General features: G+C 34.4%; 19 protein-coding genes. 5 read left to right on the top strand and 14 right to left on the bottom strand.

The genetic code is table 11. The annotated features are described in order from the left end of the window. Window positions 1-7: 7 nt before the first annotated feature. The 14 genes from BUC31_RS14600 to BUC31_RS14535 form a co-directional block, all read right to left on the bottom strand. The gene (locus BUC31_RS14600; protein ID WP_073245443.1) at window positions 8-1,348 is read right to left on the bottom strand and encodes a hypothetical protein; all 1,341 of its coding nucleotides are present in this window, start codon (window positions 1,346-1,348) and stop codon (window positions 8-10) included. Next, the gene (locus BUC31_RS14595) at window positions 1,348-7,539 is read right to left on the bottom strand and encodes a protein kinase domain-containing protein (protein WP_073245441.1); all 6,192 of its coding nucleotides are present in this window, start codon (window positions 7,537-7,539) and stop codon (window positions 1,348-1,350) included. The genes BUC31_RS14600 and BUC31_RS14595 overlap by 1 nt, the downstream gene beginning before the upstream one ends. Window positions 7,540-7,542: 3 nt before the next feature. Further along, window positions 7,543-8,172 carry a 4Fe-4S single cluster domain-containing protein gene (locus BUC31_RS14590; RefSeq protein ID WP_073245439.1) on the bottom strand — a complete coding sequence of 210 codons (630 nt, stop codon included), beginning with the start codon at window positions 8,170-8,172 and terminating at the stop codon, window positions 7,543-7,545. A 5-nt stretch (window positions 8,173-8,177) separates the two neighbouring features. Next, a complete protein-coding gene (locus BUC31_RS14585) occupies window positions 8,178-9,998 on the bottom strand; it encodes an AAA family ATPase (RefSeq protein WP_073245437.1) in 1,821 nt (606 codons plus the stop codon). A gap of 363 nt (window positions 9,999-10,361) precedes the next feature. After that, window positions 10,362-10,745, bottom strand: coding sequence for a hypothetical protein (locus BUC31_RS14580; RefSeq protein ID WP_073245435.1), 384 nt, complete (start codon window positions 10,743-10,745; stop codon window positions 10,362-10,364). After that, on the bottom strand, window positions 10,735-11,010 hold the full coding sequence (locus BUC31_RS14575) for a hypothetical protein (protein ID WP_073245433.1): 276 nt from the start codon (window positions 11,008-11,010) through the stop codon (window positions 10,735-10,737). Before BUC31_RS14575 ends, BUC31_RS14580 begins: the two co-directional genes overlap by 11 nt. Continuing rightward, on the bottom strand, window positions 11,007-12,668 hold the full coding sequence (locus BUC31_RS14570; protein WP_073245431.1) for a CRTAC1 family protein: 1,662 nt from the start codon (window positions 12,666-12,668) through the stop codon (window positions 11,007-11,009). Before BUC31_RS14570 ends, BUC31_RS14575 begins: the two co-directional genes overlap by 4 nt. Continuing rightward, window positions 12,661-13,335: a DUF6796 family protein gene (locus BUC31_RS14565; protein WP_073245429.1), complete on the bottom strand. Its 675-nt coding sequence runs from the start codon at window positions 13,333-13,335 to the stop codon at window positions 12,661-12,663. The genes BUC31_RS14570 and BUC31_RS14565 overlap by 8 nt, the downstream gene beginning before the upstream one ends. Continuing rightward, complete coding sequence (locus BUC31_RS14560; RefSeq protein ID WP_073245427.1) at window positions 13,332-13,799, bottom strand: DUF2062 domain-containing protein; 468 nt, start codon at window positions 13,797-13,799, stop codon at window positions 13,332-13,334. The genes BUC31_RS14565 and BUC31_RS14560 overlap by 4 nt, the downstream gene beginning before the upstream one ends. Window positions 13,800-13,949: 150 nt before the next feature. Further along, on the bottom strand, window positions 13,950-15,221 hold the full coding sequence (locus tag BUC31_RS14555) for an MgtC/SapB family protein (protein ID WP_073245425.1): 1,272 nt from the start codon (window positions 15,219-15,221) through the stop codon (window positions 13,950-13,952). Window positions 15,222-15,232: 11 nt separating this feature from the next. Continuing rightward, window positions 15,233-16,915: an ABC1 kinase family protein gene (locus BUC31_RS14550; protein WP_073245423.1), complete on the bottom strand. Its 1,683-nt coding sequence runs from the start codon at window positions 16,913-16,915 to the stop codon at window positions 15,233-15,235. Between the two features lie 96 nt (window positions 16,916-17,011). Continuing rightward, the gene (locus BUC31_RS14545) at window positions 17,012-17,227 is read right to left on the bottom strand and encodes a hypothetical protein (RefSeq protein WP_073245420.1); all 216 of its coding nucleotides are present in this window, start codon (window positions 17,225-17,227) and stop codon (window positions 17,012-17,014) included. Window positions 17,228-17,241: 14 nt separating this feature from the next. Beyond that, window positions 17,242-18,051: a universal stress protein gene (locus tag BUC31_RS14540; RefSeq protein WP_073245418.1), complete on the bottom strand. Its 810-nt coding sequence runs from the start codon at window positions 18,049-18,051 to the stop codon at window positions 17,242-17,244. A 41-nt stretch (window positions 18,052-18,092) separates the two neighbouring features. Beyond that, a complete protein-coding gene (locus tag BUC31_RS14535; RefSeq protein ID WP_073245416.1) occupies window positions 18,093-18,551 on the bottom strand; it encodes a hypothetical protein in 459 nt (152 codons plus the stop codon). Between the two features lie 264 nt (window positions 18,552-18,815). On the opposite strand from BUC31_RS14535, the gene BUC31_RS14530 reads away from it, so the two are divergent. From BUC31_RS14530 to cls, 5 genes are all read left to right on the top strand, one after another. Continuing rightward, complete coding sequence (locus BUC31_RS14530) at window positions 18,816-19,244, top strand: hypothetical protein (RefSeq protein WP_073245414.1); 429 nt, start codon at window positions 18,816-18,818, stop codon at window positions 19,242-19,244. Between the two features lie 209 nt (window positions 19,245-19,453). Then, window positions 19,454-20,536 (top strand): efflux RND transporter periplasmic adaptor subunit, encoded by a 1,083-nt coding sequence (locus BUC31_RS14525; protein ID WP_073245412.1) that lies wholly within the window; start codon window positions 19,454-19,456, stop codon window positions 20,534-20,536. Beyond that, the gene (locus BUC31_RS14520) at window positions 20,533-21,795 is read left to right on the top strand and encodes an ABC transporter permease (RefSeq protein ID WP_073245410.1); all 1,263 of its coding nucleotides are present in this window, start codon (window positions 20,533-20,535) and stop codon (window positions 21,793-21,795) included. The genes BUC31_RS14525 and BUC31_RS14520 overlap by 4 nt, the downstream gene beginning before the upstream one ends. Window positions 21,796-21,805: 10 nt before the next feature. Next, on the top strand, window positions 21,806-22,495 hold the full coding sequence (locus BUC31_RS14515) for an ABC transporter ATP-binding protein (RefSeq protein WP_073245408.1): 690 nt from the start codon (window positions 21,806-21,808) through the stop codon (window positions 22,493-22,495). Window positions 22,496-22,564: 69 nt separating this feature from the next. Then, complete coding sequence (cls, locus tag BUC31_RS14510; RefSeq protein ID WP_073245406.1) at window positions 22,565-23,974, top strand: cardiolipin synthase; 1,410 nt, start codon at window positions 22,565-22,567, stop codon at window positions 23,972-23,974. Window positions 23,975-23,976: the final 2 nt, after the last annotated feature.

The raw sequence follows: 23,976 nt of genomic DNA, 5'->3' as shown, positions 1-23,976 counted from the left end.
AAACATTTTAACTCCTACTTTTCTTTTCAACGTTCTGACTGCGTGCAGCATAACCACTGTTTAATGGTACTTCTTTAAGTGGTATTGCTCCAGGCTCCTCCATCTTATCAATAATAATTTCAAAATCTTCATCAGCCAATAAGGTTCTTATATGGTCAATGTTATCGCACCATGTTTCTTCTTCATTTTTATCAAGACTCGGTGACCTTTCGTTACTGCGGTTTTCGTCAGCTACAACACGTGCTTGTATTCGGCTGAGGTTTGTTGGACTCATAATTTCAACTCCGTAAAGTGAATTTGACTCCTTTTTTACGACCAGGCGACCATCTTCTACCCATGCAGTTTGCATAGTTTCGTTTATGGTATAACCTGCTTTTTCAAGTGCAGATTTTATTGCTTTTCTTCTTGCTTCGGCGATACGGTTTTCTGAAGTATTCTTATAAAATTCACGAGCTTTTGCAGCCGTTTCTAACAAATCTTTAAGTGACGAATTTTCGAGTTTCTCTCTCCACTGTGCCATAAATTTAAAGTCTTCGCCTAGTGTTTCTATGAGTAATAAGCTATTACTTAAATCTTCTCGAGCTTCTCTGAGTGCAAGTTCATTTTTAGTGAAATCTGCAGCGTCAATGATTAGAGAATCCAACTGAACCTCATATTTTGCTTCGCTTGAATCAAGCAAACCACAGCGGTCTATTAATGCCTTTATTTTATCTTGAGACATCTCGTGTACGTACATTTCTTTGAGTGTATCTTCTAGTTTTTTCAAGCGTGACTTGGTTTCCGGTAACTTTGCTTTCCATGCAGTAACTGATAACATACTATCGCCTTGCGAAAAACGTTGCTGCATATCTAATTGTTCTTCAGATAACTCATCAACCTTAGAGATAGATTTTTGTAGTAATTCGTATAAATTATCTATTTGCGATTTATATGTGGCAAGGTGACTTTTTGTAATAATACTCGGAGCGTTAAAAGGTTCAATAGCAATATTATTTTCTATTGATAGTGCTTTCAACTCGTTATGGGTACTCTTTAGATGTTTATAGCTATCCCAATCTGTGGTGCGCTCGCTGGCTACTTTTTTTTGTAATTTCTGTAGTTCAGCGTTTAAGTATTCAATTTGTTGTGGTACTTCTTGCTCAATTTGCAGGTAATCATCAATGGTTAATTTGGCAAAATGTCCATAGGTTTCTGCTAAGCCTTTCTCCAAATCTATATCTAATAGATTATTATTTCTAGCATAATCTTCAGTTCGTTTTAAGGCATATGCAAGTTGTGAGAGCCATCGATCTTTTATGATTTGACGTTCTTGTGGTGTAACAATACGTACTACTTTAGGTCCGCTCATTAATGTTGTATTAGTGCCATTTTTATGGCGTTTTTGAGTTTTAACTGTTCCTCTTGAGTATTCTCAAGCCACTGGTATGATGTTGTTCGGTGTATATGTGGAATAGATCTCTTTAATACTTTTGGGCGCCATAATTCTCTATAACGAGCCTGTTTTAAAAGCATATTATAAGGTGCATCACATTCTATACCTAATACAAAATGACCTTGTTGTTTATCTTTAATGGCAAGATCCATATAGAATACAGAATTATCACTGTCTTCTACAGTCTCATAACCCAAACTCTCCACATAGGCTTTAACGATATTTTTGAATCCGTCATTTCTGATCTTAGCTATTTGCTGTTGATCGCTAGTAGATAAAAGGCGTAAGGTTTTGGTAGCCATCTCAATTTGATTATTAGAGTGTATTTCTGCATAATTGAGATACGTTTGTATATAATCTCTAGGTTTAGATGCCAATCTTCCTGTAGATAAAATATCAGATATTGCTTGTGTAGGCATAGAGGTTGCAATAACTACTTTATTCCGAGCTCTAGTGATGGCTACATTAAGTCGACGTTCGCCACCGCGATGACCTAACGCCCCAAAATTTCTACGAAACGAACCTAAGGTGTTAATACCAAAAGTAGTGCTGAATAAAATCATATCTCGCTCATCACCTTGAACGTTTTCTACATTTTTAACAAAGAACCCCATATCTTCTCCATCTTGCTGCTTGTTACGAGCAATGGTAAGGGCTCTACCAAACGTACCATCTTCTACGGCATGTTTTTCAATGATATCTTCAATAAGTTCTGCTTGCTTTTTATTGAAGGTAACAATACCCGTACTCAGTCTCTCATCTTCAGGAAGTGTCCAATGTTTAGCTAAATAAGCAATTAATGTATCCGCTTCGTCTCTATTGGTCTGTTCGTCATAAATTCCATTAACACGAAGTACTTCTAAAGGTTTTACAGCGGTAATTTCTTCCTTTGGATGATATGCAGGAATATGTAACATACCATCATAGAATGCGTAATTAGAATAATTGATAAGTGCCTTGTATTGCGAACGATAATGTATTTGTAGGGTAGTGGTAGGCAAGACTGTTTTTGCCAAGGACAGCAGATCCGGACTGTCTTTTACCTCTTTTTTATTCCACGCATCTTCATAATTTACAAGCTCTTCTTCAGAGTGATCTTCGTCAAGTTCTGACTGATCCGTATCATCATCGTCGTCTTCTATCTTCTTGGTAAAAAATCCTGTGGGAGGCATTTGTTTTTCGTCTCCGCTTATAATTACCCGTTTACCTCTATACAATGCGGGTATTGCATGATCCACTAACATTTGCGATGCCTCATCAAAAATTACAACATCGAACATACCGGACTGTAAGGGTAATGCTTGAGAAACCACCTCAGGATTCATAAGCCAAACGGGTCTTAGTTCAAGTAATCCTAATGGTTCGCCTTCCGTTATAAATTCACGAAGTTTTTTGTAATTCTTACCTCTCAATCTTGTTATACTATTCCATGCTGATTGAGAATCTATTTTGTCAAAATTGAAGTTGAGTGCTAGAATATTTCGATTGAGCGTTTTCATCGATTTTAGATTTTTTTCTAAATCACCAATCTTATTGATCACTTCACTCTCTGCCATAAGCATTGAGGGATACGTTTTTTCAATACGCTGCTTCCAAGCCAACAATCCTTCACGATGAAGCGAAGTACCTATAACGGACGACCACTTTTCTTTAGAAAAATGAGATAATTCTTGTTCATAATTTCTAAGAATAGCAAAGATTTCTATCAGTTCATTTTGAGCGGGACTATCGTTAAAACGTATTCTAAATTTTTGATAGGCAACAAAATTTTCCATATCAGCAATGATCGATGTAATAGGGTCTAAGTCTCTGTAATTATGTTCTATAGCATGATTAAAATTAGAGACCGCATTAGGTGTCAACCATTTTTCAAGCACCTGTAACTTCTCTAAAGATTGTTGCCTGTTTTGATGGCGCGTGCTTGCATTTTCTAAGGCAATAGAGAACTCTTCATAGGCATTCTCATCACCCGTTTCAAGTATTGCTCTTGCTTCATCTTTTGCAGGACAGCTACGTAAGGTACTTACCAGTGAAATTGCTTGTGATAAATCTCGAGTCGTTGATTTTATGTCTACAGCCAATCGCCTCGGTTCATTTATTTCGAGAGAATTAGTCTTTAATTTTACAAGATTTTGAGCGTATTCTTTGCGATACGCTCTAAATTTATTTTCAAGGTGTACTGCAGCTTGTAATTCTTTAACGGTATTTTCATTTAATTGAAGGTGATGCTCATTCGTTATTTTTTTAAGTTGAGCTTTATGAATCCAGTAAAAAGGATTCATAATTTTTAGACTAGATGTACTTAAATAACTAGTACAGACCTTATTTAATTTCAATACTTTATCATCATCTAACGTATCGAAATAATGAGCAAATCTATCGTCTTTAAAGTTAGAGATAAGCTGCTCTACTTGTTCTAATAATTGACTAAGCTTGTCATGAATATCTTCACCAATAGAGCGGTTATCAAATTCATCATAAAGAAGATTTAGCCAAAGTTGACTTTGCGAAGCTTGTGATTTTGATACGTTTATCAACACATTCTTATGTGAAGCTAACCATAGACTATAATGTTCCGCATTAACGGTGTCTAGTTTTCCAGTAGATTCTTTAATAAAGTCTACACGTATTTTTTCTGTTTCATAGAACGTTTTAAGATCTTTGGTCAATACTGTTTCAGTAGTACTATCAAACGAAGTTACTTGAAGGTTTTGAAGATTATTACCTTCATAATTAGAGGGTGCCCAATCTGCTATTAAGCTACTTATTTCTTCAATATGTATGTTAAGCTTGTCTCTGGTGCTATCTTCAAAAAGCATTCTCAGTTCAGGTACTTCTAGGTATTCTTTCGAAGTAATAGCGATCAATTCTGATAGTACATTTCTATAGCTTAACCCAGAAGTATCGTCTACAAGATGAATCTGATGAGATAATACATCAAGATTAGCTTCTATTCTATCTATTTTTTTTCCGAGATCTTCGCGTTTTTGTATAAGATTATCTAAGGTGTGTTGATTGTAAGGTTGAGAATAATAGTGTGCTATTTGTTCTCGTATACCTTGTATGATTGGTTGGCGGTCGCGTATTAAATCTGTAATAAGCAAGGCTCTTTTATCTAAGCCTACTGCTTGTAATCTTTTTAAAATAACTTGTATTGCAGCTCTCTTTTGAGAAATGACCAACACTTTTTCGTTTCTACCAATACAATCTGAAATAATATTGACAATGGTTTGACTTTTTCCTGTACCTGGTGGACCTTCTATAACGATGCCTGGCGCTGATCTACTTTTTAGAACAGCGTTATCTTGAGAAGGATCAATTGCCATTGTAGTATACCGACCATTTTCTGTACTTTCTTCTACTTGGGTAGTTATTTCAGGTTCAGAAATTTTTAAGATAGGTTCCATTGATGAACCTGTGTGCGGTAATTTTTGTAAAAGACGTAAGTCTTCACTAATGGCCTGACCCGTAAAATTTGCATTGAAAAATACCGCAGATGGGTGCAGCTCTGTTCCAATTTCATCTCTATTGAAATTAACACTAGGGTGTGCGGTGAGCTCATTTGTTTTCGCAGGAAAACATGCGCTAAACGCATCGATAATTTCATCTATTTGTAGCGATTGCCTCCCTAGAATCTCGCGACTAATTTTTTCTATTTTTTTATAACTATCTGAATCTAATGAATTTGCCAGCGCAGGATTTATTCGTATTTCACCTTGGGCATAATCAAAACTTATTTTGAGAGATGTTGTCGCCCGCGAACTAAGGTCAAGAGAAACTGGCCACAATAGTATAGGCATTAAGCGAGGCCTATGTGTCATTTTCTGTTGAGAGACTAAAAAGGGAAATCCCATAAATAGGGAGTCTAAACCTGTATCTCGTTTAAAATTGGCAGCTTTTAGCAACATTCGTCGTGTTCGTCTTGCTAAGAGCGCATTTTTATTGAAAGCTAATGGATCCACATTTTCTGATCCTGTAGACCTTTTAAGAATACTTTGTACAAGTTTTTTAGATGATTTTAAGCTTGTGCCTAGTTCGTCAACGTCAATACGAGATGAATGTTTAGATATGATCAGTCTTACAAGTGGTCCTCTAGAAGAAGCGTAAACAACTTTTTTCTCAAAATGACGCAACAAGCTAGAGCCGTATTCATGTTTTGGTGGGGCAATCCATTGATTTTTGGGTATAGAAAGACATAATACCGAAGGTATTATCGGTAATCGTTTTTCAATTCTAAAGCGATCAGCCCAGCGATCAAGCGCTTCATTATTACATCTAGAAAAACCTTCTAAATGATTATTAAGCATCTCAAATATTTCTAAACGATACTTTACCAAACATGCCTCATAGAAGGGAATATTTAGCTCTAAATCATGCTTGTTAGCAAGTTTTATGGTTTTCTTTAAAAGGGCCTCTAGTGTAATGAACTGATCTCGTGTGGCACTTAGTACGAGAATCATATCTTCTTCTCTTACCCTAAGGTTACTCATAACATCAGAGAGTCCGGCGTTATGTGCATCGGGGTAGAGACGTCGTAAAAAATCTAATTCAGACTTAAGTTTTACCCTTGATGAACTTAGGCTGTAGATTAGAAATTTGTCATTATCTAATTGTATACCTTGGTTTTTAGCTTTTCGAGCAATGTTTGCTTTTCTTTCTTTGAGTTGTACAAGCCATTTTTCGCGTTGTATACTTGCCAAATAATCTGGCACGTTTCCTTCCACAAGGTTGATGGCTTCTTTTGTGTTTCCCATAAGCCAAGCGGGGATTACAATTTGTCCACGCCAAGTTAGTGGCAAAGCCTCATTTAAGACCATTAAGGCAAGGGGATATCGCCATTCTAGTGGTATATCTTCTTTGTTACGAAGATTACGTACAGCAGCAGCTTTTTCATGATTTCCAAGTACTTCATTTACCCAGCTGGCAAGTGATCCAGAGTTAAATAGTGAGAGTCCTTCTTCCCAATGTGCTTCTTCGGCAGCGGCAAGTGCAAAGAATGCTACATTTGTATAGCTTTCTGAGCCAAGCTCTATTTTCTTTTCTTTTTGTGTGACTGTTGTATGTTGTTCAACAGGGGCTTCGACTTCTTCTTTTTTAAGCCATTTATCAACCTGCTCCCAATTCCAACGTTTAACAGGATCTCGACTTAAAAGACCTCTAAGTAAAAGTAATATGCGAGCATCAATAGAAGTTGGAATATCAACACCTCTAGTGATTAAATGAATCATAAAGGCTTTGTCGTTGATGTTTTCAAAGAAAGTCCCTTTTGTAATGTGTTCCAGAACGATCATTCCAAGGCTCCACCAATCTGAAGCGGGACTAATACCACCAATAATCGCTTCTGGGGCGGTATACCTAGTAAGTTCTATAGGCGTATCCGTATCAAGGTCATAATCAGACAAACGAGCCGAACTAAAATCTATAATTACAAGATCAAAACTTTCTGAATTTCTTAAGAGTATATTAGTAGGGCAAATATCGCGGTGTCGTATGCCTGCTTCAGAAAGGTCGTGTATAGCTCGGCCAACCTCATCTACTAATTTTTCAATCCTGTCTAATTCTAAGTACCCCAATTTATCTAAAGAGCCTCCTGCGATACGCTCTGAGACCTCAAAAAATCTACCGTTCCAAGTACCCGTTTTTATGAGTGTGGCAACATGGTCGGTATCCATTTTGCCCAATACCTTATAAATACCTTTGTCTGGCTCGCTGTTTTCGAAATATAGGGTAAGAAAATATTCTTTATCTGCAGTGTCTTTAACGATATAACACTCTTTGGTGGTGCGTTGTGTCTTTACAGTTTTTACAATCTGATATTCGTCTAATTGCTTGGCATCTGCATTTTTTTGAGGTGTGGATACTGTTTCTACATCTGCACCACATTCCATGCACATAAAGTCGTTTGGCTGTACTTCATGTCCGTTAGTACAGTGGCGTGAAATGTTGACTATAGGGGTATTTTTGATTTCTATTTTACCGCCTTTAGGTGTTTGCGTAACATTCATTAACAACCAACTACACGTAGCATCGTTGACCGTATTTTGGCAATACATCTCTTGAACAGGACGTTCACTTTGGCAAGCAGGACAAACTCTTACAAATTCCATACATTATTTATTTTTAGTCACTGCTTGACTGTGCGATAAGGTTACATTATTTTCTTTACTTGCTTGAGCAATTTCTTTCATACCGTTGATAGGTATACCTGCCATCCAAACGGTTTCTGGAGTAATATGAATGTCCAATTCTTTTTCTAAGGGTTGTTCTAAATAAGTAGCAAATTCACTTTTACCCAACGATGTTAAAAAATGTACTTGTTGATTATCGCTACCTAGAAGTCGTTTTGTCTGACTTTTAGTATGATCATAAGGTTCAGAAATTAGAACATCTATTAATCCGCTTTGAACAAGTTTTTTATCCTTCAAACCATCAAAAGAATATCCGCTGTAAACCAAGATGTTCTTGTTATAAGAATTTAAGAATTCAAGCAGTTCTATTAGCGCATTTTCTTGATCAAAAGGTTCTCCACCAGAAATGGTAATTCCGTCACATTGTGGTAGCCAAGTTTTTAAAACCTGCTTAAGGTCGTTGATCGATACTTTGTTGATATTAAACTGCCAAGTATCCATAGAAATACAACCTTCACAATGTATAGAACAACCTTGTAACCAAATACCTATGCGTTTTCCGGGTCCTAAGGTCGTTACAGGATAATGCATACGAGATATATGTATATCCATAGCAATTATTGTTTTTGTAACGTGATGTTCGTACCTGTATTATCGACGGTAATAGTAGTAGCTCTCAAGACATCATTAGGCGCAGGGTCAAGACTGAAAAGGGATCTAGAAATAGGCGTGATAAAGTGATATTCTATTTTATTTCGAATACCTCGACCACCATTACTTAGGTCTTTTAAGGCTAAATCTTTTAGACTGGCTTTTACAGCATCGTCTAAATCTAAGGTAATATTGAGTTGTTTTTGAATCGCTTTTAAATGACTTGCTAACATCATATCAAAAATCATCTCACCTACATGAGGTCTTATGTAATCAAATACGATAATATTATCGCCAATACGATTTAGAAGTTCTGGTCGGTTCAATTCAAACTTGAAATAGTTCTCTATTTCATATTTAATTTTTTCTTGAATGGTTTCAAAAGGGTCTTCATAAGAAGTATGCGCTATACGACCACCAGTTGCTGTTTTCTTATAAATACCAAGGTTAGAAGTAAAAATGATAAGTGTTTCTGAAAAATATACTTTATCGCCACGTCCGCTGGTTAAAACTCCATCATCCAGGATTTGGAGAAACTTATCTAATATACGCGGATGCGCTTTTTCAATTTCATCAAATAGAAGTATGCTAAAAGGTTTTTCGCGTACTGCGTTGGTAAGCTCGCCACCAACATCATAACCTACGTACCCAGGAGGTGCGCCTAAAAGTCGCTGATCAGAGTGTTCAGCACTAAACTCAGACATATCAAAACGTATGTATGCATTCTCATCACCAAAAAGCAAGCTAGTAAGTGTTTTTGCTAGTTCTGTTTTACCAACACCCGTTGGTCCTGCTAAAAATACAACACCTCTAGGTCGACTATTACGTTTAGAAGAGCCTACACCTGTAATAGCTCTTTTAACAATATCCATAATATGTTGTACAGAATGATCTTGCCCTTTTACACGGGTTTTAATAAAGGTTTCTCCCTGTACAATTTTCTCTCTGTCAATATTTATCCAAGGATCTTCTGTAACCCCAACTTTATATCTACGAACGGCATCTGCAATATGGGTAATAGGTATAGACTCTGCTCTTGTAAGTTCTATAATAGCAACAAGATCTAAAAGCAGTAATCCTTCTGTTTCATTTACAAAATCGGTAACAATTTTATCTACGTCTTCTTCTTGTTTACCAAAGCCTTGTATAAGTGTATCTACAAGTCTTCTACGAACAATGTGATCTGGTTTTTCTATAGGGATGTGACGTATTTTTGGATTGTTTACCACCATCCAATCTGGTAAGTCACCTTCTTTGTCTACAATCCAAATTACCGTATTATAAAATGCGGAAGGTGGAGTACCGTGAGGTCTTGTATTCGTCGTTTGCGATAATACATTTGCGAGGCTAAAAGTATCGTGTTCTGCTTTAACCAGATTTTCTGGATTCATAAGCAGTTGCGATGCAAAGTCTACGATCAATGCAATTGGGACCTCTTTAAAATTTACTATTGATTGGAGAACGCTATTAAAGGTCTCTAGATTGTTAAAGCTAGAGGGACTACTTAGAGGTATATTTAACTTATTGAATAATGCTTTCTTTTCTTCAGGATTTCCTGTAAAAAAGGGAATGTCAAACCCATCTAAAGGGTTATAATATATGACCTCGGTATACCCAAGACTTTTAAGCTCAATATCAATTGCATTTTCTAACCTATGCCAGCTAAAACCACCATGACCATTTTTGATGAGTTGTAAATCTTTAGTGTTGCCAGAAAGTATAAATTGACTTTTAAGGGTAACAAAACGTCTTAAGTCTTGTAGCCATCTCACTTTGGTGTCTTTCATTTATTTTGGACTTGAATATTTATAAAGCTTTGTAGTAGCTTTTAATTGAACGATACCAGTTGTTTAATATTTTAAATAGAAAGCATTTTAAAACTACATCAAGTGTACTCAAATATAATTGATTCTATTTGAAAATAGTTTGTGCAGCGTAGTATTTAGGTTACGTTTTCGCGAAAGTGAAAAACAGTAGAGTAATAACCAATAAGAAGTATTCTATCTAATTAGGTACTGAATATGAGCTTAAAAAAGTATAAATAGGGATGAAGGAAAATACATTTTAATACGTGGAATGATTTACGAGTCTCGCTTTATTTATATAAGCAATAAATACAAAAAAGGGAGAAGGTAAATTATGTTACTTAGTTACTTGTTATTAAGGTGGTTAAGTTGAATTTTTTTAAGGATGATAAGTGATATGAAAATAAGTAAAGTTATATAACACATAGGTATTCCTGAATCAGTTTTAGGGCATTCTGCATTACCTATAAACTGCATTACCGATGCCACTAAAGCAATTAGTGTTGCAATACCGGTAAATGTGAAGTATATGAGATTCCATTTTTTAAGCAAATGCGAAATAAAGGGAAGTATAAAACATATTAGAATGATTAAACAGGCGGGCACAGCCCCAAATTTGGGGCAGCCATCACCTGTTGTAAATTCTGTAATAACTAGACTACCCGCACCAAAAAGACCGATGAGGAACAGCATATTTATAACCCAGTATAAAGTAGTACTAGCTTTCATTTTTAAGGGTTATATGACAAGTGGGGCATTCTTGACCGCTAACCTTACTTTTTAGCTGTATACCTGTTAAATGGGTAACCACGAAATTTTGAATAAAGGCATGTTTACTACTGTGATTATTAACTTCAATCTGTAGATCCTTGTATTTCTCACGAACTACGTTTCCATATTCTTGATCACCCCAACAATTAGGGCAAACACCTTCAGGAGTTTTATCGAATTCGTCTGGTCTTTTATTGAACATTCTTTTTAGAGATTCTATCATTTCTTTGTATTCAAGGTGGTTACTACTGTATCATGCGCCATCCGCAGATTACGTTCTTTAATCACATCTACAACCGAATTAATTTTAGGCGCAATAATCTCGTCTTTGTTACCATTTGAATAGGCTACGGATATTTTATCGATATGCTGAGTTTTGCCTAATCCAAAATGAAGTAATGCAGTTTGATCACTCGCTAATCCTTCACCGGTTACCAACCAATCAGTATACGTTTCGTCTGGTGTAACAACGGTAATTTTGGCTCCCATAGCTTCTGCAGCATCTGCTAAATCTACTTGCACAAAATTGTTAGAATTCCCTTTATTGATAAAAGCATTTGAAGGGCCGTCTATATTGGTCCAAATAAGGTCTAAATGTCCATCAGCATTAAAATCACTTACAAGTGCTGTTATACCATACAAAGGATTTTCAACACCACTTTCTGTTTCTGTTGGTACAAAAGTGTGGTCTTCTTTTTGAATTAATAATCGCCCAGGTAGCTTAAATATTTTACTGAAAGGAAAATCGACATAATTTTCTGCAACTATCAAATCTTGTAGTCCGTCATTATTCATGTCGGCAAAAGTGCATCCCCATGAAAACTCGTAATCTGCAATTTTAGCCTCTTCTGCGGCATCGGTAAATTGAAAGTTGCCTTCATTCTTGAATAGAATCCATTTATCATTAAAAAGAGACTTGTCTTTAATATCACCACTTGCCATAAAATTTGGGGCAGTCGTACCAACATTAGAGAACATAAAATCTACCAATCCGTCATTATTATAATCACCCACTGCAAGCCCCATTGGGTAAGCAAATTTACCTGTTAGCGGATTCGATTTCATCGTAAAGGTTAAGTCTCCATTATTCTTGTAAGTTCTAGCTTCGCCAGTATCATGAACTACAACAAGATCTAACCAAGAGTCATTGTCAATATCTACTAAAACCCCTTGGAAGGTGTTGTGTATATAGTCTAAACCTGCTGCTTTGGTAATACTTTTAAAAGAATTATCACCGTTGTTTAATAATAACTCACTTGTAGAACCATAATCATAGCGCTCGAAAATGTTTTGACCCTCCATCAGTTCTTTGTGCAGGTAGGTAGCTAAGAAAATATCTAAATCTCCGTCCTTATCAATATCACCAAGGGTAATTCCTGCAGGAGATGATTTTTTATTTACAGGTGTATTAACGATTGTTTCTGTAAACGTTTTTCCATCATTATAATAAATTCGAAGACCATCTTCGCGAGCAATAATAAGGTCAGTAAAGCCATTATTGTCCATATCTCCAGAAACCACTCCTAATGAAGTTGTGTTGTTTCCTTTTTTTGGCAATCCAACTTCTTCTGAAATTAGTACGAATTCATTATTACGATATGCGTAAATGGCATCTTCTTGGCTCATTCCGCCACCAAAAAATACTTCATCGATGTTGTCATTATCAATATCTATAAGCGCAGAAGGAGCTAATGGAAGTGATTTGTCACCAGTGTATTTATGAATAAAATCTAAGGGTACACTTGAAAATTCAGGTATTTTATCCGATTCAATACTAACATCGTATTTATCAGAAACAGAATCACGCCAGAATCTGAAAAAGACTATGATTATCATCATCAATAGCACTATCCCTATTATTTTAAGTAGCTTTTTAATCATTATGTAAAGGTTTTATAAGAATATTTAATTGGTATAGCGATAAGCTAAAAAGTATAAAATGAGTAATGTTCATAAGAATAGGTAAGGTATGCTGACCAATAGACGGGATTGCTAAACCAACAAGTGCCACAGCAATTAAGATAACAATTGGACTGAAAATTGCCATCCATTTTTTATAGTACGTACCGCCCTTAAGTATTGCAACGATGAAAACAATAGATAATAGTGCAACTATAACCCTTAGTGCTTGCACTAATACTTCCATATGATTTGTATAATGCGTTAGCAGATTTTTATAAACTTCTGGGTTTATGGAATCTTTAAGATGAACAATGTTACCTATAGAAGAGCGAGATCCAATCCATATTCCTCCAACGGCAAAGGCAATAAAGCCAATGGCGAGTACTAATCTGGCTATAGTTTCATTACCTGATCTTAACATTAGATATATATGGATGTACCCCGCAAAATAAAAGGGTAGACCAATGACCGCTAAAAAGTGACCCAAAGTCATATGCTCTAGGTCTACAAAGGCAAAGAATTCATAATTCTCTGAATGACCTAAAATATTAGTAGAGTAGTGGAGTAAATATTCTCCTAACCCTACTAGAATGGACCCAATTAATCCTAGATATCCTAGAAATTGAATTGTTTTTCTTGTACTCATTTGGTTGATTTAGAATCTTTGACGAAATATTTTAACATTTCTTTCAATAAAAAATAAAAAAATATTGAAGCGGGTAAAATAGTTAAGCCCCAACCTACAAAACCACAGAGTAATTCATATGAAAGAGAACTTAACGTATTCCAAAAATTAAGGTCATAACTTGCTTTTATAGCCTCAAAAGTTAATAGGGTATGTGCCGTTCCAAAAAGTGTTTCGCCGATATTGATAAAAGGAATAAAAAGAAGTGCCTTTATAGGCTCCACAACATAGCTCAATGCAATCATTATGGGTAGATTTAATTTGTACCTGACAGCAAGTGCAGTAAGAACTATTGTTGAAATACCAAAAATAGGAAACAGAGAAACAACTATTGCGACAGTAATACTTAATGACAATTGCTTAGGAGTAAGCCCTTGTTTAAAAAGTTCTTTGAACTTATTCCAAGTTTTTTTAATAAAATTCATTCCATAATTATATTCAGATGAGCTTTAAGTCGTAAAACGAACTCAAAACTTTTAATACAATTTTGAAAGTAGTATTAATTATATAGGAATCTTACTAAATATTTTTGGGAAGTTACTACAGGCGACATTTGCAAATTATATAGTTTAATTTCATTTGGCAATCACAGCATATAAAACACCAATTACAATAATACCGGCAAAAGTATAGCCCACTAATTTACCCGTAACTTTAGAACCTTTAAATACGGCAATACCTAACTTAACGAGCATATTACTCATGACGGCGGTGACTATAACAGAAGAAGCAAGCTTAATTTTTTCTCCGTCAGATGCAAATTTTGCAAGGCTAATAGTGATAGCATCGGTATCTGCTAAACCAGCTATTAAAGCAGAATAATACAACCCGCTTTCTCCAAAGAATTGATTACTGTAAAAAACTGCAAAAAGAATAGCTACATAAATTACACCGAACCCAATGGCGTTAAGAAGGTTCATTGGGTTGCCAAGGTTAATATTTGTATCCGGTTTTTTAGTATCCTCTTTGATTAGAACAAGAGATATAACAAGGCATATTATAGAAAATATAGCAAAAGGTATGGCTACATACATGAACAGCTCATTATTAAATATAAAGGTCAATAATGCGAGTCGTGGAAACATTATCGCTGAGGCAATGATAATACCGGCGGCATATTTTCTGGACAATTCTGGCGATTCAATGCTACGAGATGCATAGCTCCAAGTTACAGCGGTACTTGAAATTAGTCCGCCAAGTATAGCGGTTAAGAGAATTCCCTTTTTAGAACCTACAAATTTGACCAAAAAATAACCAATGAAATTTAAAAAAGATACAATGACGATGATAGAGCCAATCTCAAACGGATTAATCAATTCATTTGGGCCATAATTTTTATTGGGTAAAAAAGGTAAAATCAATAAAGCGATAATAGAAAATTTTATCAATGCAAAAAGCTCATCAGAAGTAATGTTTCTAATAACAGTATGAAAACGAGTCTTAAGAGAAAGTAAAGTGACAATTATAACTGCTGTAGCAACCGCATTTCTATAATATTCGGCAGATACCATTAAGCCCAATATTAATGTAGCAATTAAAGCTATGTTGGTGGTAAAGCTACGTTCATACTCAACAGTCTCTTTATATAAATGATTGAAGCCTAAAAAGAAAATAAAAGCCCCTAAACCAATAATAGGCAGCCAGGTAGTGTAGGTTTCGGTAAGGCTACCCAAGGTAAAACCTAAAATAGCAACAATAGGGAAAGCACGTATACCTGCAAAACCTTTATCTTCTTTTAAGTTGTTATATTCTCGCTCAAGTCCAAGAATAAGACCAATACCCAAACTAATAAGCACACCTAAAATATAAGGGTCCAATACTTTTATTATTTTATCAACTTCATCCATTTACTTACCGTTTAAAATTGATCATTTCTGAAAATAGAAATGATAATATAAAAACCCAAAATAGCAGATAGTACAAACCCAATAGCACCCAAGAGAGGTATTCCATTGATTAACGGTGGCATTTTTGCCATTACTAATAATGATGAACCAATTGAAAGTGCAGCTATGATCACTGCGAAAACCAAACGGTTTACAGCCTTGCTAGTTGCAGTTTGAAATTCTTTAAGACCTTTATGTTCATGTACAATTTCTAACTTGCCATCTTTTATTTTTTTAACGATAGTATTTATATCATCGGGCAGGGTATCTGCTAACGCATTGATATCTTTTAAACGATTTAGGTTCTTTTTAAACAGATATTTTAAACTAAATCTCTTTCTTAAAATCTTTGCTGTATACGGTTCTAGATTTTTGGTGATATTAAATTCGGGATCAAGTTTAAGACCAACACCTTCAATAAGAACTATGCCTCTTATGAGCATGTACAGATAGTGGGGAATTATAATTTTATTCTCGTATAATACAATTTTAAACTGCGACAGGGTATCGCCAAGTTTTATGTTTTGAATGGCAGTATTGCTAATACCTTCCAATAATTGATAAAGGTCTTGTTCTAGTTTTTTATAATCGGGTATGTTGGTTCTAATGGCTATTTTCTCTAGTAAAGTGATTATTTTTTTAACGTCTTTACTTAAAAAATAGAGTAGTAGATCATTAATTGATTCTTTTTCGTTGGGTAGAATAGTACCCATCATTCCAAAATCTAAAAAGCATATTTTTCCGCTTTCCGGAAGTATAAAAATGTTTCCAGGATGCGGGTCTGCATGAAAAAAACCAAAATCTAAAATCTGTTCAATATATAGGTCTACACCAATTTTGGCAACCGCTTTTGGGTCTATATTAGCTGCAATAAGTGCTGCTACATTAGAAACCTTAATACCATCTATAAACTCCATACAAATAATTTTATCTGTAGAAAGTTCTTTATAAACTTCTGGTACATGAATAAACTCATTACCCGCAAAATTTTGGGCAAAACGTTCGGTGTTGTCTATTTCTCTAGCAAACTGAAGCTCTTCTTTTATACTGCGTTCAAAAGATTCTATAATACGAATAGGTTGAAAAGCTTTTGCCTGCGAGCTGTATTTCTCAAGACTATCTGCAACCTGTTTCATGACCATAAGGTCGGCTTCAATAATCTCGGTAATATTTGGTCTTTGAATTTTTAAAATTACCTCTTCGCCGTTTACGAGTTGAGCTCGATGTACCTGTGCTAATGATGCTGCTGCTAATGGCTCTAATTCGATGGTAGCAAAATACTTGAATTTTTCAATACCTAATTCTTCTTCAATAGTAGTTACAACATCAAAGTCTTTAAGTTTGGGGACATGATCTTGTAACTTTTCTAGCTCATCTATTAGCTCAAGCGGTAGCATATCTTCACGAGTACTAAAAATCTGCCCAAGTTTTATATAGGTAGGTCCTAATTCCTCTAACACCATTCTTATGCGTTCATATTTAGAAAAGGAAAGATTTGTTTTCGTCTCCGGATGTTTTTCTAAATATTTTTTAGGAATTATTTTAAGAATGGGACTATGTGATAACACATCTTCAAAACCGTATTTAACCAGTACATTGAATAGGGTAGCGTACCGCTTTATTTCTTTTTGAGTTGGAATTCTTAATATGGCCATTTAGTATTGGTCTATTACGGTCTGTTGATTTATTTAAAAATATAAAGTAAGAATAAAAATGGATTTAAGTATTAGCATGGTATTTATATACTAATACTACATAGAACTTTTATGCTCTTCTAAATAATGGCTTAGCATTTGTTTTAAGCTTTCTAAATATTCTTGCATAACAACCTTATCCATATGTGGATGTTGACTAACAGGCAAGGTCATTGGATTTTCATCCAAAGAACGATAAAGCTCTGGGTAATTCGTTTCTATATTCAATGTCAACGCTGTAATTTCATTAAGTATTTTATGTAATTGCTTCATATTCTTTGTTTTAATTAATTGATTTGTGGTAAAACTAATAAAGGAATTTTTGTTTTAGCACTTAGATTTTTAATGATATTTTCTCTTAAGAGTTGATTGAAAAAGCCATGTTTGGTTTTTAAAATTACCATGGTGTCAATATTCTTATTTTCTTTTTCAATTTGATAAAGAGTATACGCCACATTGTCTTGAAGTTCAATTTCAAAAAAATGATTTTTAACTTCTTTCAATTCACTTTTCAATAATTCTTTGTTTGATTTTTGTTCATCGCTTAAAGTTTCTTCGGTTTTAACATGCGCAATATTTAATGTAGTTTTTTTTAAGTTAACCATTTTTAAAAGAGGAGATAACTCTGCATTTGTAAACGTATGTTTATAATCGGTAGCCAAAACAATTCCTTTTGAACTAGAGCTCTCATATTCTGGTGGAACAATAATTAAAGTTGAATTTTCTAGATGCTCAATTAGATCTAAAGCATTACTACCAATAAAAATCTGACTGAAGGTAGATGCGCCCCTTGTGCCAATAATAACAAAATCTGCGTTTATGATATTTTGAGATTGGTTCGTTAAATTCAAAACAGATTCCGTTTTTAAAATACCTTCAAAATAGAAATCTTTATCCGCAGTTTGTAATTCTAAACTTTTTACCAAAAGATCTAAAGATTTTTGAGTGGCAGATTTAGACATTTCTGATGACGGCGCATTATGGTAGCCATGAAGAATGTAAAAAGTGCATGCCTCATTTTTAAAAAGCTCAAGAGCGTAATCAATTGCCTTTAGTGCATTTACAGAAAAATCTGTAGGTATAATAACTTTTTTCATAGTTGAAATGCTTTGAATTTAATACGTAAATAGTTTGGTTTTTATGCTCTGGTAATACCTAATCGTTTTACCATCTCTTCACCATCAATAACATGTTCGGTGATAGCGAAAACTTCTTTACGGTTTGCTCTAAATTGTTTTACGAAGAGGGCTAGGTCATCTTCAAGTTGCTCATGTTCAGTTCTAAAAGTGTGAGAATCGTATGCAAAAGGGTTATCTATTAACTCAGCTAAGTGATGTAAGTGCGTGTCAATTCTTTTAACCAGTGTATCACATTTTTTATCCGTATCAATAAGGCTTACTTCAATTTCTCGAACCATATCGATATTATCTTTCTTAGAAATCCACATAAAGTATTTATCTATTAAATGATGTAAAAACTTTAAGTCTTCATTATAGAAAGCCATATCTGATTTCCAATGTTCGGTTAATACATAGAGCGATTTCCAGTCCGCTTCATGAATATAATTGTCTTTAGGTCTATTTCTTAAATTGCTCATTTCTTCACTTTTTAATTAAAGTATAAAGTTATCACCTCAAGGGTTGAAAATTCATGACCAAAATCATGATTGCATAAAGTGGATATGATTGTTACGCTATAACTTTAATTAGTGTCTGATGAAAGTACAAGACTATCTTAATGTTTAAATTTAATGTACGCTAGGCATTTTGTATAATAGCGGAGTTCTAACACAAATCATCTATTAGAATTTGATTACTATAGGTTTAATGTTAATTTTAGAATATAATTAATAAGGAATATAATGGTTTTAGAAAATAATAATAATGTGTTAGCGGATGAACAACCATTATCACAAGAAAGCACGGTAGTACAAGAGCAAGGTGTTACAATAGTTGATGCGATAGAGAATCTAGAAGCAGATATCGATGCAGAGGTACCACCTGAAGTTCCCAAAAAAAAGAAATCAAAGAAAAAAGACATTTCCAAAAAGAAGAAGGAAATTAATAAGCAGATCAAGTCAAGTAATTTCAAATTAAGTAAAAAGATGAAGGCAGCAATTAAAAAAATTAAAAAATCAGCTAAAAAAGTAGATGATTTAAAGAGTAAGTTGAAGAAAGCTAAAAAGAAAGATGCAAAGAAAAGTAAAATCAAAAAAATAAAAAGCAAGTTAAGCACCTCGGTTAAAAGACTGAAAAGTAAAAAGGCAAAACTCAAAAAAGCTTTAAAATAAGCATAAAAAAACCGAGATTTTTATCTCGGTTTTTTTATGCTTTGAACTCTTAAACCTTATTTGAGTTTAAAGCGAATACTACTTGAGTCATCATTTTATTTACCTTCAATACTTGGTTGCATTTTTACGTAGATTCTTCCAAGCATGATTTTACTCATATAATACCTAAAAGATTTCCCGTTATTTTGAATTATAATAATCTATAATTCATGCGATATCTGAACATTAGTATATTTTTTCTGCTTTTTCTTTCTTGTGGGGAGAAACAAGAAAAGGTATTTCCGCAAAAATCTCAATTGATATCTTCAGTATATGCGTCTGCCACTATACAACCAGATAGTATATACCAAGTTTATGCCGTTGTAGCCGGTATTTTAGATGATAACCTAGTAGAAGAAGGAGATTTAGTTAAGAAAGGCGACGCTATTTTACAGGTGAATAACCGCACTCCTAAATTAAATTCAGAAAATGCGTATTTGACCTTGCAGCAGTCCAAAGAAAATTTTCAAGGAAATGCTGCTATTTTAAAAAGTATTGAAGACGATATTTATGCTGCACAACTTAAATTCAATAATGATTCGATCAATTTTGCTAGGCAGAAACGACTTTGGGATCAGAATATAGGATCAAAAGCAGAGTTTGATACCCAAAAGTTAGCTTATGAGCTTTCAAAAAATCAACTACGTCAACAAAAGTCTAGCTACGCAAGAACAAAGAATGATTTAGAGACTGCTTTACAACAGGCTAAAAATAGTTATTCATCCTCAAAAATTATAGCAGAAGATTATACTATTAATAGCAAGATCAACGGTAAGGTTTATGCTTTGTTTAAAGAACCTGGTGAGCTAATTAATACGCTAGAACCGCTAGGGGCAATTGGCAGCGCTACCGACTTTAAAATAGAAATGTTAATAGATGAGGTAGATATTATTAAAATCAAAATAGGTCAGACAACATTAGTAACTTTGGATGCATACCCAATGGAAGTTTTTACGGCTTCGGTGAGCAAAATATATCCTAAAAAAGACGAGACATCACAAACATTTAAGGTAGAGGCAATCTTTGAAAGTCCGCCAAAGGTATTATATCCTGGTCTTGCGGGTGAGGGTAATATTGTAATTTCAGAAAAGGAAAATGCACTTACTATACCAAGAGAATATTTAGTTGAGGGCAATAAAGTTATTACGGAAGACGATACGGTAACTGTTAAAGTAGGTGCTGAAAATTTAGAAAGGATAGAAATTATTTCGGGTATTACAGAAAATGATATGATTTTAAAGCCAATTAAATAATGAATTGGCCCGTTATACTAAATATCGCCAAAACACATCTTCTGACCAAGATGAAATCTACCGCAACGGCAGCCTTGGGGGTTACTTTCGGTATAGGTGCTTACATTACCATGGTAAGTTTTATGACCGGTCTAAATGAAATGTTAGATGATTTAGTATTGAACCAAACACCACATATTCATTTGTATAATGAAATAGAGCCCACCATAGATCAGCCAATTTCACTTTATGAGCAGTTTAATAATTCTGTTCAAATGATCAGCTCTATAAAACCAAAAAGTGGACAAAAAAAGATTCATAATGCGCTTCCTGTTTTAGACCATTTAAAACAAATGGAAGAGGTAAAAGGAGCTACGGCACAAGTACGGGCACAAATATTTTATTTATCCGGTTCTATAGAATTAACTGGTAATCTGATAGGGGTAGATATTATGGAAGAAACTAGACTGTCCAACATGCGCGATTACATCATTGAGGGCTCGCCAGAAGCTTTAGATAATATGGTTAACGGAATTTTATTGGGTTCAGGCCTAGCCAGTAAAATGTCACTGAAAGTTGGCGATAGAGTGCAGATAAGCACTGTACGTGGTACCGTTTTTCCATTGAAAATTGTTGGTATTTACCAAAGTGGAATAGCAGATATCGATAATACTCAAAGCTACTGTAACTTGAAAACGGTACAGCGTATTTTAGGAGAGGCGCAAAATTATATTACAGATATAAATATAAAGTTGAACAATATTAAAAATGCCCCAATATTGGCCAAAGGCTTTGAAAAGCAATTTGATGTTACTGCAACTGATATTAACGAGGCAAATGCCCAATTTGAGACCGGTACCAATATTCGTAATTTAATTACCTATGCAGTTTCCATTACGCTTTTAATTGTAGCAGGCTTCGGAATATATAATATTCTTAACATGCTTATTTATGAAAAGATGAAGGATATAGCCATCTTAAAAGCTACCGGTTTTTCCGGTAAAGATGTACAATACATTTTTATGAGTCAAGCAATGATAATAGGCATGGTAGGTGGTATCTTGGGCCTGGTTTTAGGTTTTATTTTATCAGTTATAATAGATGGAGTTCCTTTTGAAACGGATGCTTTACCTACAATAACTACCTATCCGGTTAATTTTAATTTTATATATTATGTTATAGGTATTGTCTTCGCGTTGATTTCAACTTTTATAGCAGGGTGGCTTCCTTCGAATAAGGCAAAGCATATTGATCCGGTAAAAATTATTAGAGGTACTTAAGCAGTAGTAAATGGATATTGTATTAGAAGCAAAAGATATTAATAAGCACTTTCATAAACCTAAAGATTTTCATGTCTTAAAAGATATTTCCTTTAAAATATTCAATGGGGAATTTGCTTCTATCATGGGTAAATCTGGTTCTGGAAAATCTACGTTGCTTTATATATTGTCAACGATGGATACAGAATATACCGGCGAGTTATATTTGAACAATAACTTAGTAACCGGTTTGTCTGCAACAGAATTGTCGCTTTTAAGAAATAAAAACATTGGCTTTGTATTTCAGTTTCATTATTTGTTATCTGAATTTAGTGTTATTGAAAATATAATGTTGCCAGCAAAAAAATTAGCTCGAAAAAGTCACCAAGAAATTGAGCATGACGCTATTCAAAAATTAAAAATGTTAGGCATAGAGTCGCTGGCAAAACAGAAGGCTTCACGTATTTCTGGTGGAGAAAAACAGCGTGTAGCTATTGCTAGGGCACTAATTAACAACCCATCAATACTTATGGGAGATGAACCTACCGGAAATCTGGATAGTTATAACTCTGATAATGTGTTTAATATTTTTAAGCAATTAAAGGAAGAAGAAGGGCTATCATTGCTAGTAGTTACGCATGATGAGGACTTTGCTAAAAGAACGGATTACATCATTCAAATGGAAGATGGGCGTATTGTTGGTAAATCGAGTAACTTGTAACAAATCACATTTAAATTCTTTTTTATTTTTACAATTAGAGCGTAATGTGAATTCTTGAACACGAACTTTATGTGGACTTCAATTTTTATTGGTATTTACGTTATAATTGCCTTGTCAATTGTGTTATCTATTTTATTATATGGAGCAAAACCTACCAAAAGTCTGGCATGGCTATTAGCGATTTTTGCACTACCTGTTGGCGGTATTTTCCTTTATTTATTATTGGGTAGAAATAGAAGAAGGTATAAGCTTATTGAGCATCAAAAAGACCTGTTTAGCAAACTACCTAAGCCAAATACCGAGCAAATCAATGTTTTTGACGGCAAGTATGGTAAATTAATGACGCTTAGTTATAAGAATTCTCATTTTCCGCCAACTTCAGGTAATGATCTTAAAATATTAAAAGACGGGAAATCAACTTTTGAAACCATATTTTGTGCTTTAGAGGGGGCGACTAAGCGTATTCATATTCAATATTACATTTTTGAAGATGGAGATTTGGCGACCAGATTACTAAATTTATTTGAGCAAAAGATAGCTCATGGAGTGGTCGTAAGATTGATATATGACGGTATAGGTAGTTTCTCGTTAAGTAAAAAATATCTAAAGAAACTTTTAGAAATAGGGGTTGAAGTATATTCATTTCTACCCTTTAAATTCGGCAGGTATTTTTATTCATTGAATTTTAGAAATCATCGTAAAATTATAGTGGTTGACGGTGCAATTGCTTTTACAGGCGGTATCAATGTATCAGATAAGTATTTGAAAGGTCAGGTTGGTTTAGGTAAATGGCATGATATGCATTTAAGACTTATAGGACCAGCGGCCACGCAGTTAGATCAAGTATTTATGACCGATTGGTATTTGGTAAGTACAAAATTACTAGCAGCTATAGAACAACCCAAGAGTTACGCAAAACAACCTGTCTCTAATGAATTGGTACAAATTGTTGCTGGCGGACCAGATGATGATTTTCCAGTATTGGAACAAACTTATTTTTCAATGATCAACATGGCAAAAGGCTATATCTATATTACCAACCCATATATAGTACCTGGTCAGGCATTGATAAGGGCTTTACAAACGGCAGCTTTGAGTGGAGTAGATGTAAGGTTACTTGTTTCTGAAAAGGCAGATAACCAGGTGGTAAGTTGGTCTGTACATTCTTATTTTGAGTTGTTTTTGAAAGCAGGAATTAAAATATATCTTTTCCCAGATGGCTTTCTACACAGTAAAATAATGGTGAGTGACGATGCCATTTCTTCTATTGGGACGGCAAATTTAGATGACCGAAGTTTTGAACAAAACTATGAGGTAAATGCCATTATGTACCACACACAGATAGCCAAACAGTTAAAAGAAGATTTTCTTAACGACTGTAAAATTAGTAATGAACTGGCTTATGATGATTTTATAAAAAGACCATGGAGCAAAAAGCTAAAAGAAGGTGTGGGCAAAGTATTGAGTCCGTTATTTTAGCA

The sequence above is a fragment of the Maribacter aquivivus genome (genome assembly GCF_900142175.1).
GTDB lineage: Bacteria > Bacteroidota > Bacteroidia > Flavobacteriales > Flavobacteriaceae > Maribacter > Maribacter aquivivus.
Note: the sequence above shows the minus strand (reverse complement) of the source record. Positions and strands in the feature narration are given on the sequence as shown.

Excerpts from the sequence above, each read along its gene's own strand:
- BUC31_RS14600 (WP_073245443.1), bottom strand. The coding sequence starts at position 1,348 with ATGAGCGGACCTAAAGTAGTACGTATTGTTACACCACAAGAACGTCAA.
- BUC31_RS14595 (WP_073245441.1), bottom strand. The coding sequence starts at position 7,539 with ATGGAATTTGTAAGAGTTTGTCCTGCTTGCCAAAGTGAACGTCCTGTT.
- BUC31_RS14590 (WP_073245439.1), bottom strand. The coding sequence starts at position 8,172 with ATGGATATACATATATCTCGTATGCATTATCCTGTAACGACCTTAGGA.
- BUC31_RS14585 (WP_073245437.1), bottom strand. The coding sequence starts at position 9,998 with ATGAAAGACACCAAAGTGAGATGGCTACAAGACTTAAGACGTTTTGTT.
- BUC31_RS14580 (WP_073245435.1), bottom strand. The coding sequence starts at position 10,745 with ATGAAAGCTAGTACTACTTTATACTGGGTTATAAATATGCTGTTCCTC.
- BUC31_RS14575 (WP_073245433.1), bottom strand. The coding sequence starts at position 11,010 with ATGATAGAATCTCTAAAAAGAATGTTCAATAAAAGACCAGACGAATTC.
- BUC31_RS14570 (WP_073245431.1), bottom strand. The coding sequence starts at position 12,668 with ATGATTAAAAAGCTACTTAAAATAATAGGGATAGTGCTATTGATGATG.
- BUC31_RS14565 (WP_073245429.1), bottom strand. The coding sequence starts at position 13,335 with ATGAGTACAAGAAAAACAATTCAATTTCTAGGATATCTAGGATTAATT.
- BUC31_RS14560 (WP_073245427.1), bottom strand. The coding sequence starts at position 13,799 with ATGAATTTTATTAAAAAAACTTGGAATAAGTTCAAAGAACTTTTTAAA.
- BUC31_RS14555 (WP_073245425.1), bottom strand. The coding sequence starts at position 15,221 with ATGGATGAAGTTGATAAAATAATAAAAGTATTGGACCCTTATATTTTA.
- BUC31_RS14550 (WP_073245423.1), bottom strand. The coding sequence starts at position 16,915 with ATGGCCATATTAAGAATTCCAACTCAAAAAGAAATAAAGCGGTACGCT.
- BUC31_RS14545 (WP_073245420.1), bottom strand. The coding sequence starts at position 17,227 with ATGAAGCAATTACATAAAATACTTAATGAAATTACAGCGTTGACATTG.
- BUC31_RS14540 (WP_073245418.1), bottom strand. The coding sequence starts at position 18,051 with ATGAAAAAAGTTATTATACCTACAGATTTTTCTGTAAATGCACTAAAG.
- BUC31_RS14535 (WP_073245416.1), bottom strand. The coding sequence starts at position 18,551 with ATGAGCAATTTAAGAAATAGACCTAAAGACAATTATATTCATGAAGCG.
- BUC31_RS14530 (WP_073245414.1), top strand. The coding sequence starts at position 18,816 with ATGGTTTTAGAAAATAATAATAATGTGTTAGCGGATGAACAACCATTA.
- BUC31_RS14525 (WP_073245412.1), top strand. The coding sequence starts at position 19,454 with ATGCGATATCTGAACATTAGTATATTTTTTCTGCTTTTTCTTTCTTGT.
- BUC31_RS14515 (WP_073245408.1), top strand. The coding sequence starts at position 21,806 with ATGGATATTGTATTAGAAGCAAAAGATATTAATAAGCACTTTCATAAA.
- cls (WP_073245406.1), top strand. The coding sequence starts at position 22,565 with ATGTGGACTTCAATTTTTATTGGTATTTACGTTATAATTGCCTTGTCA.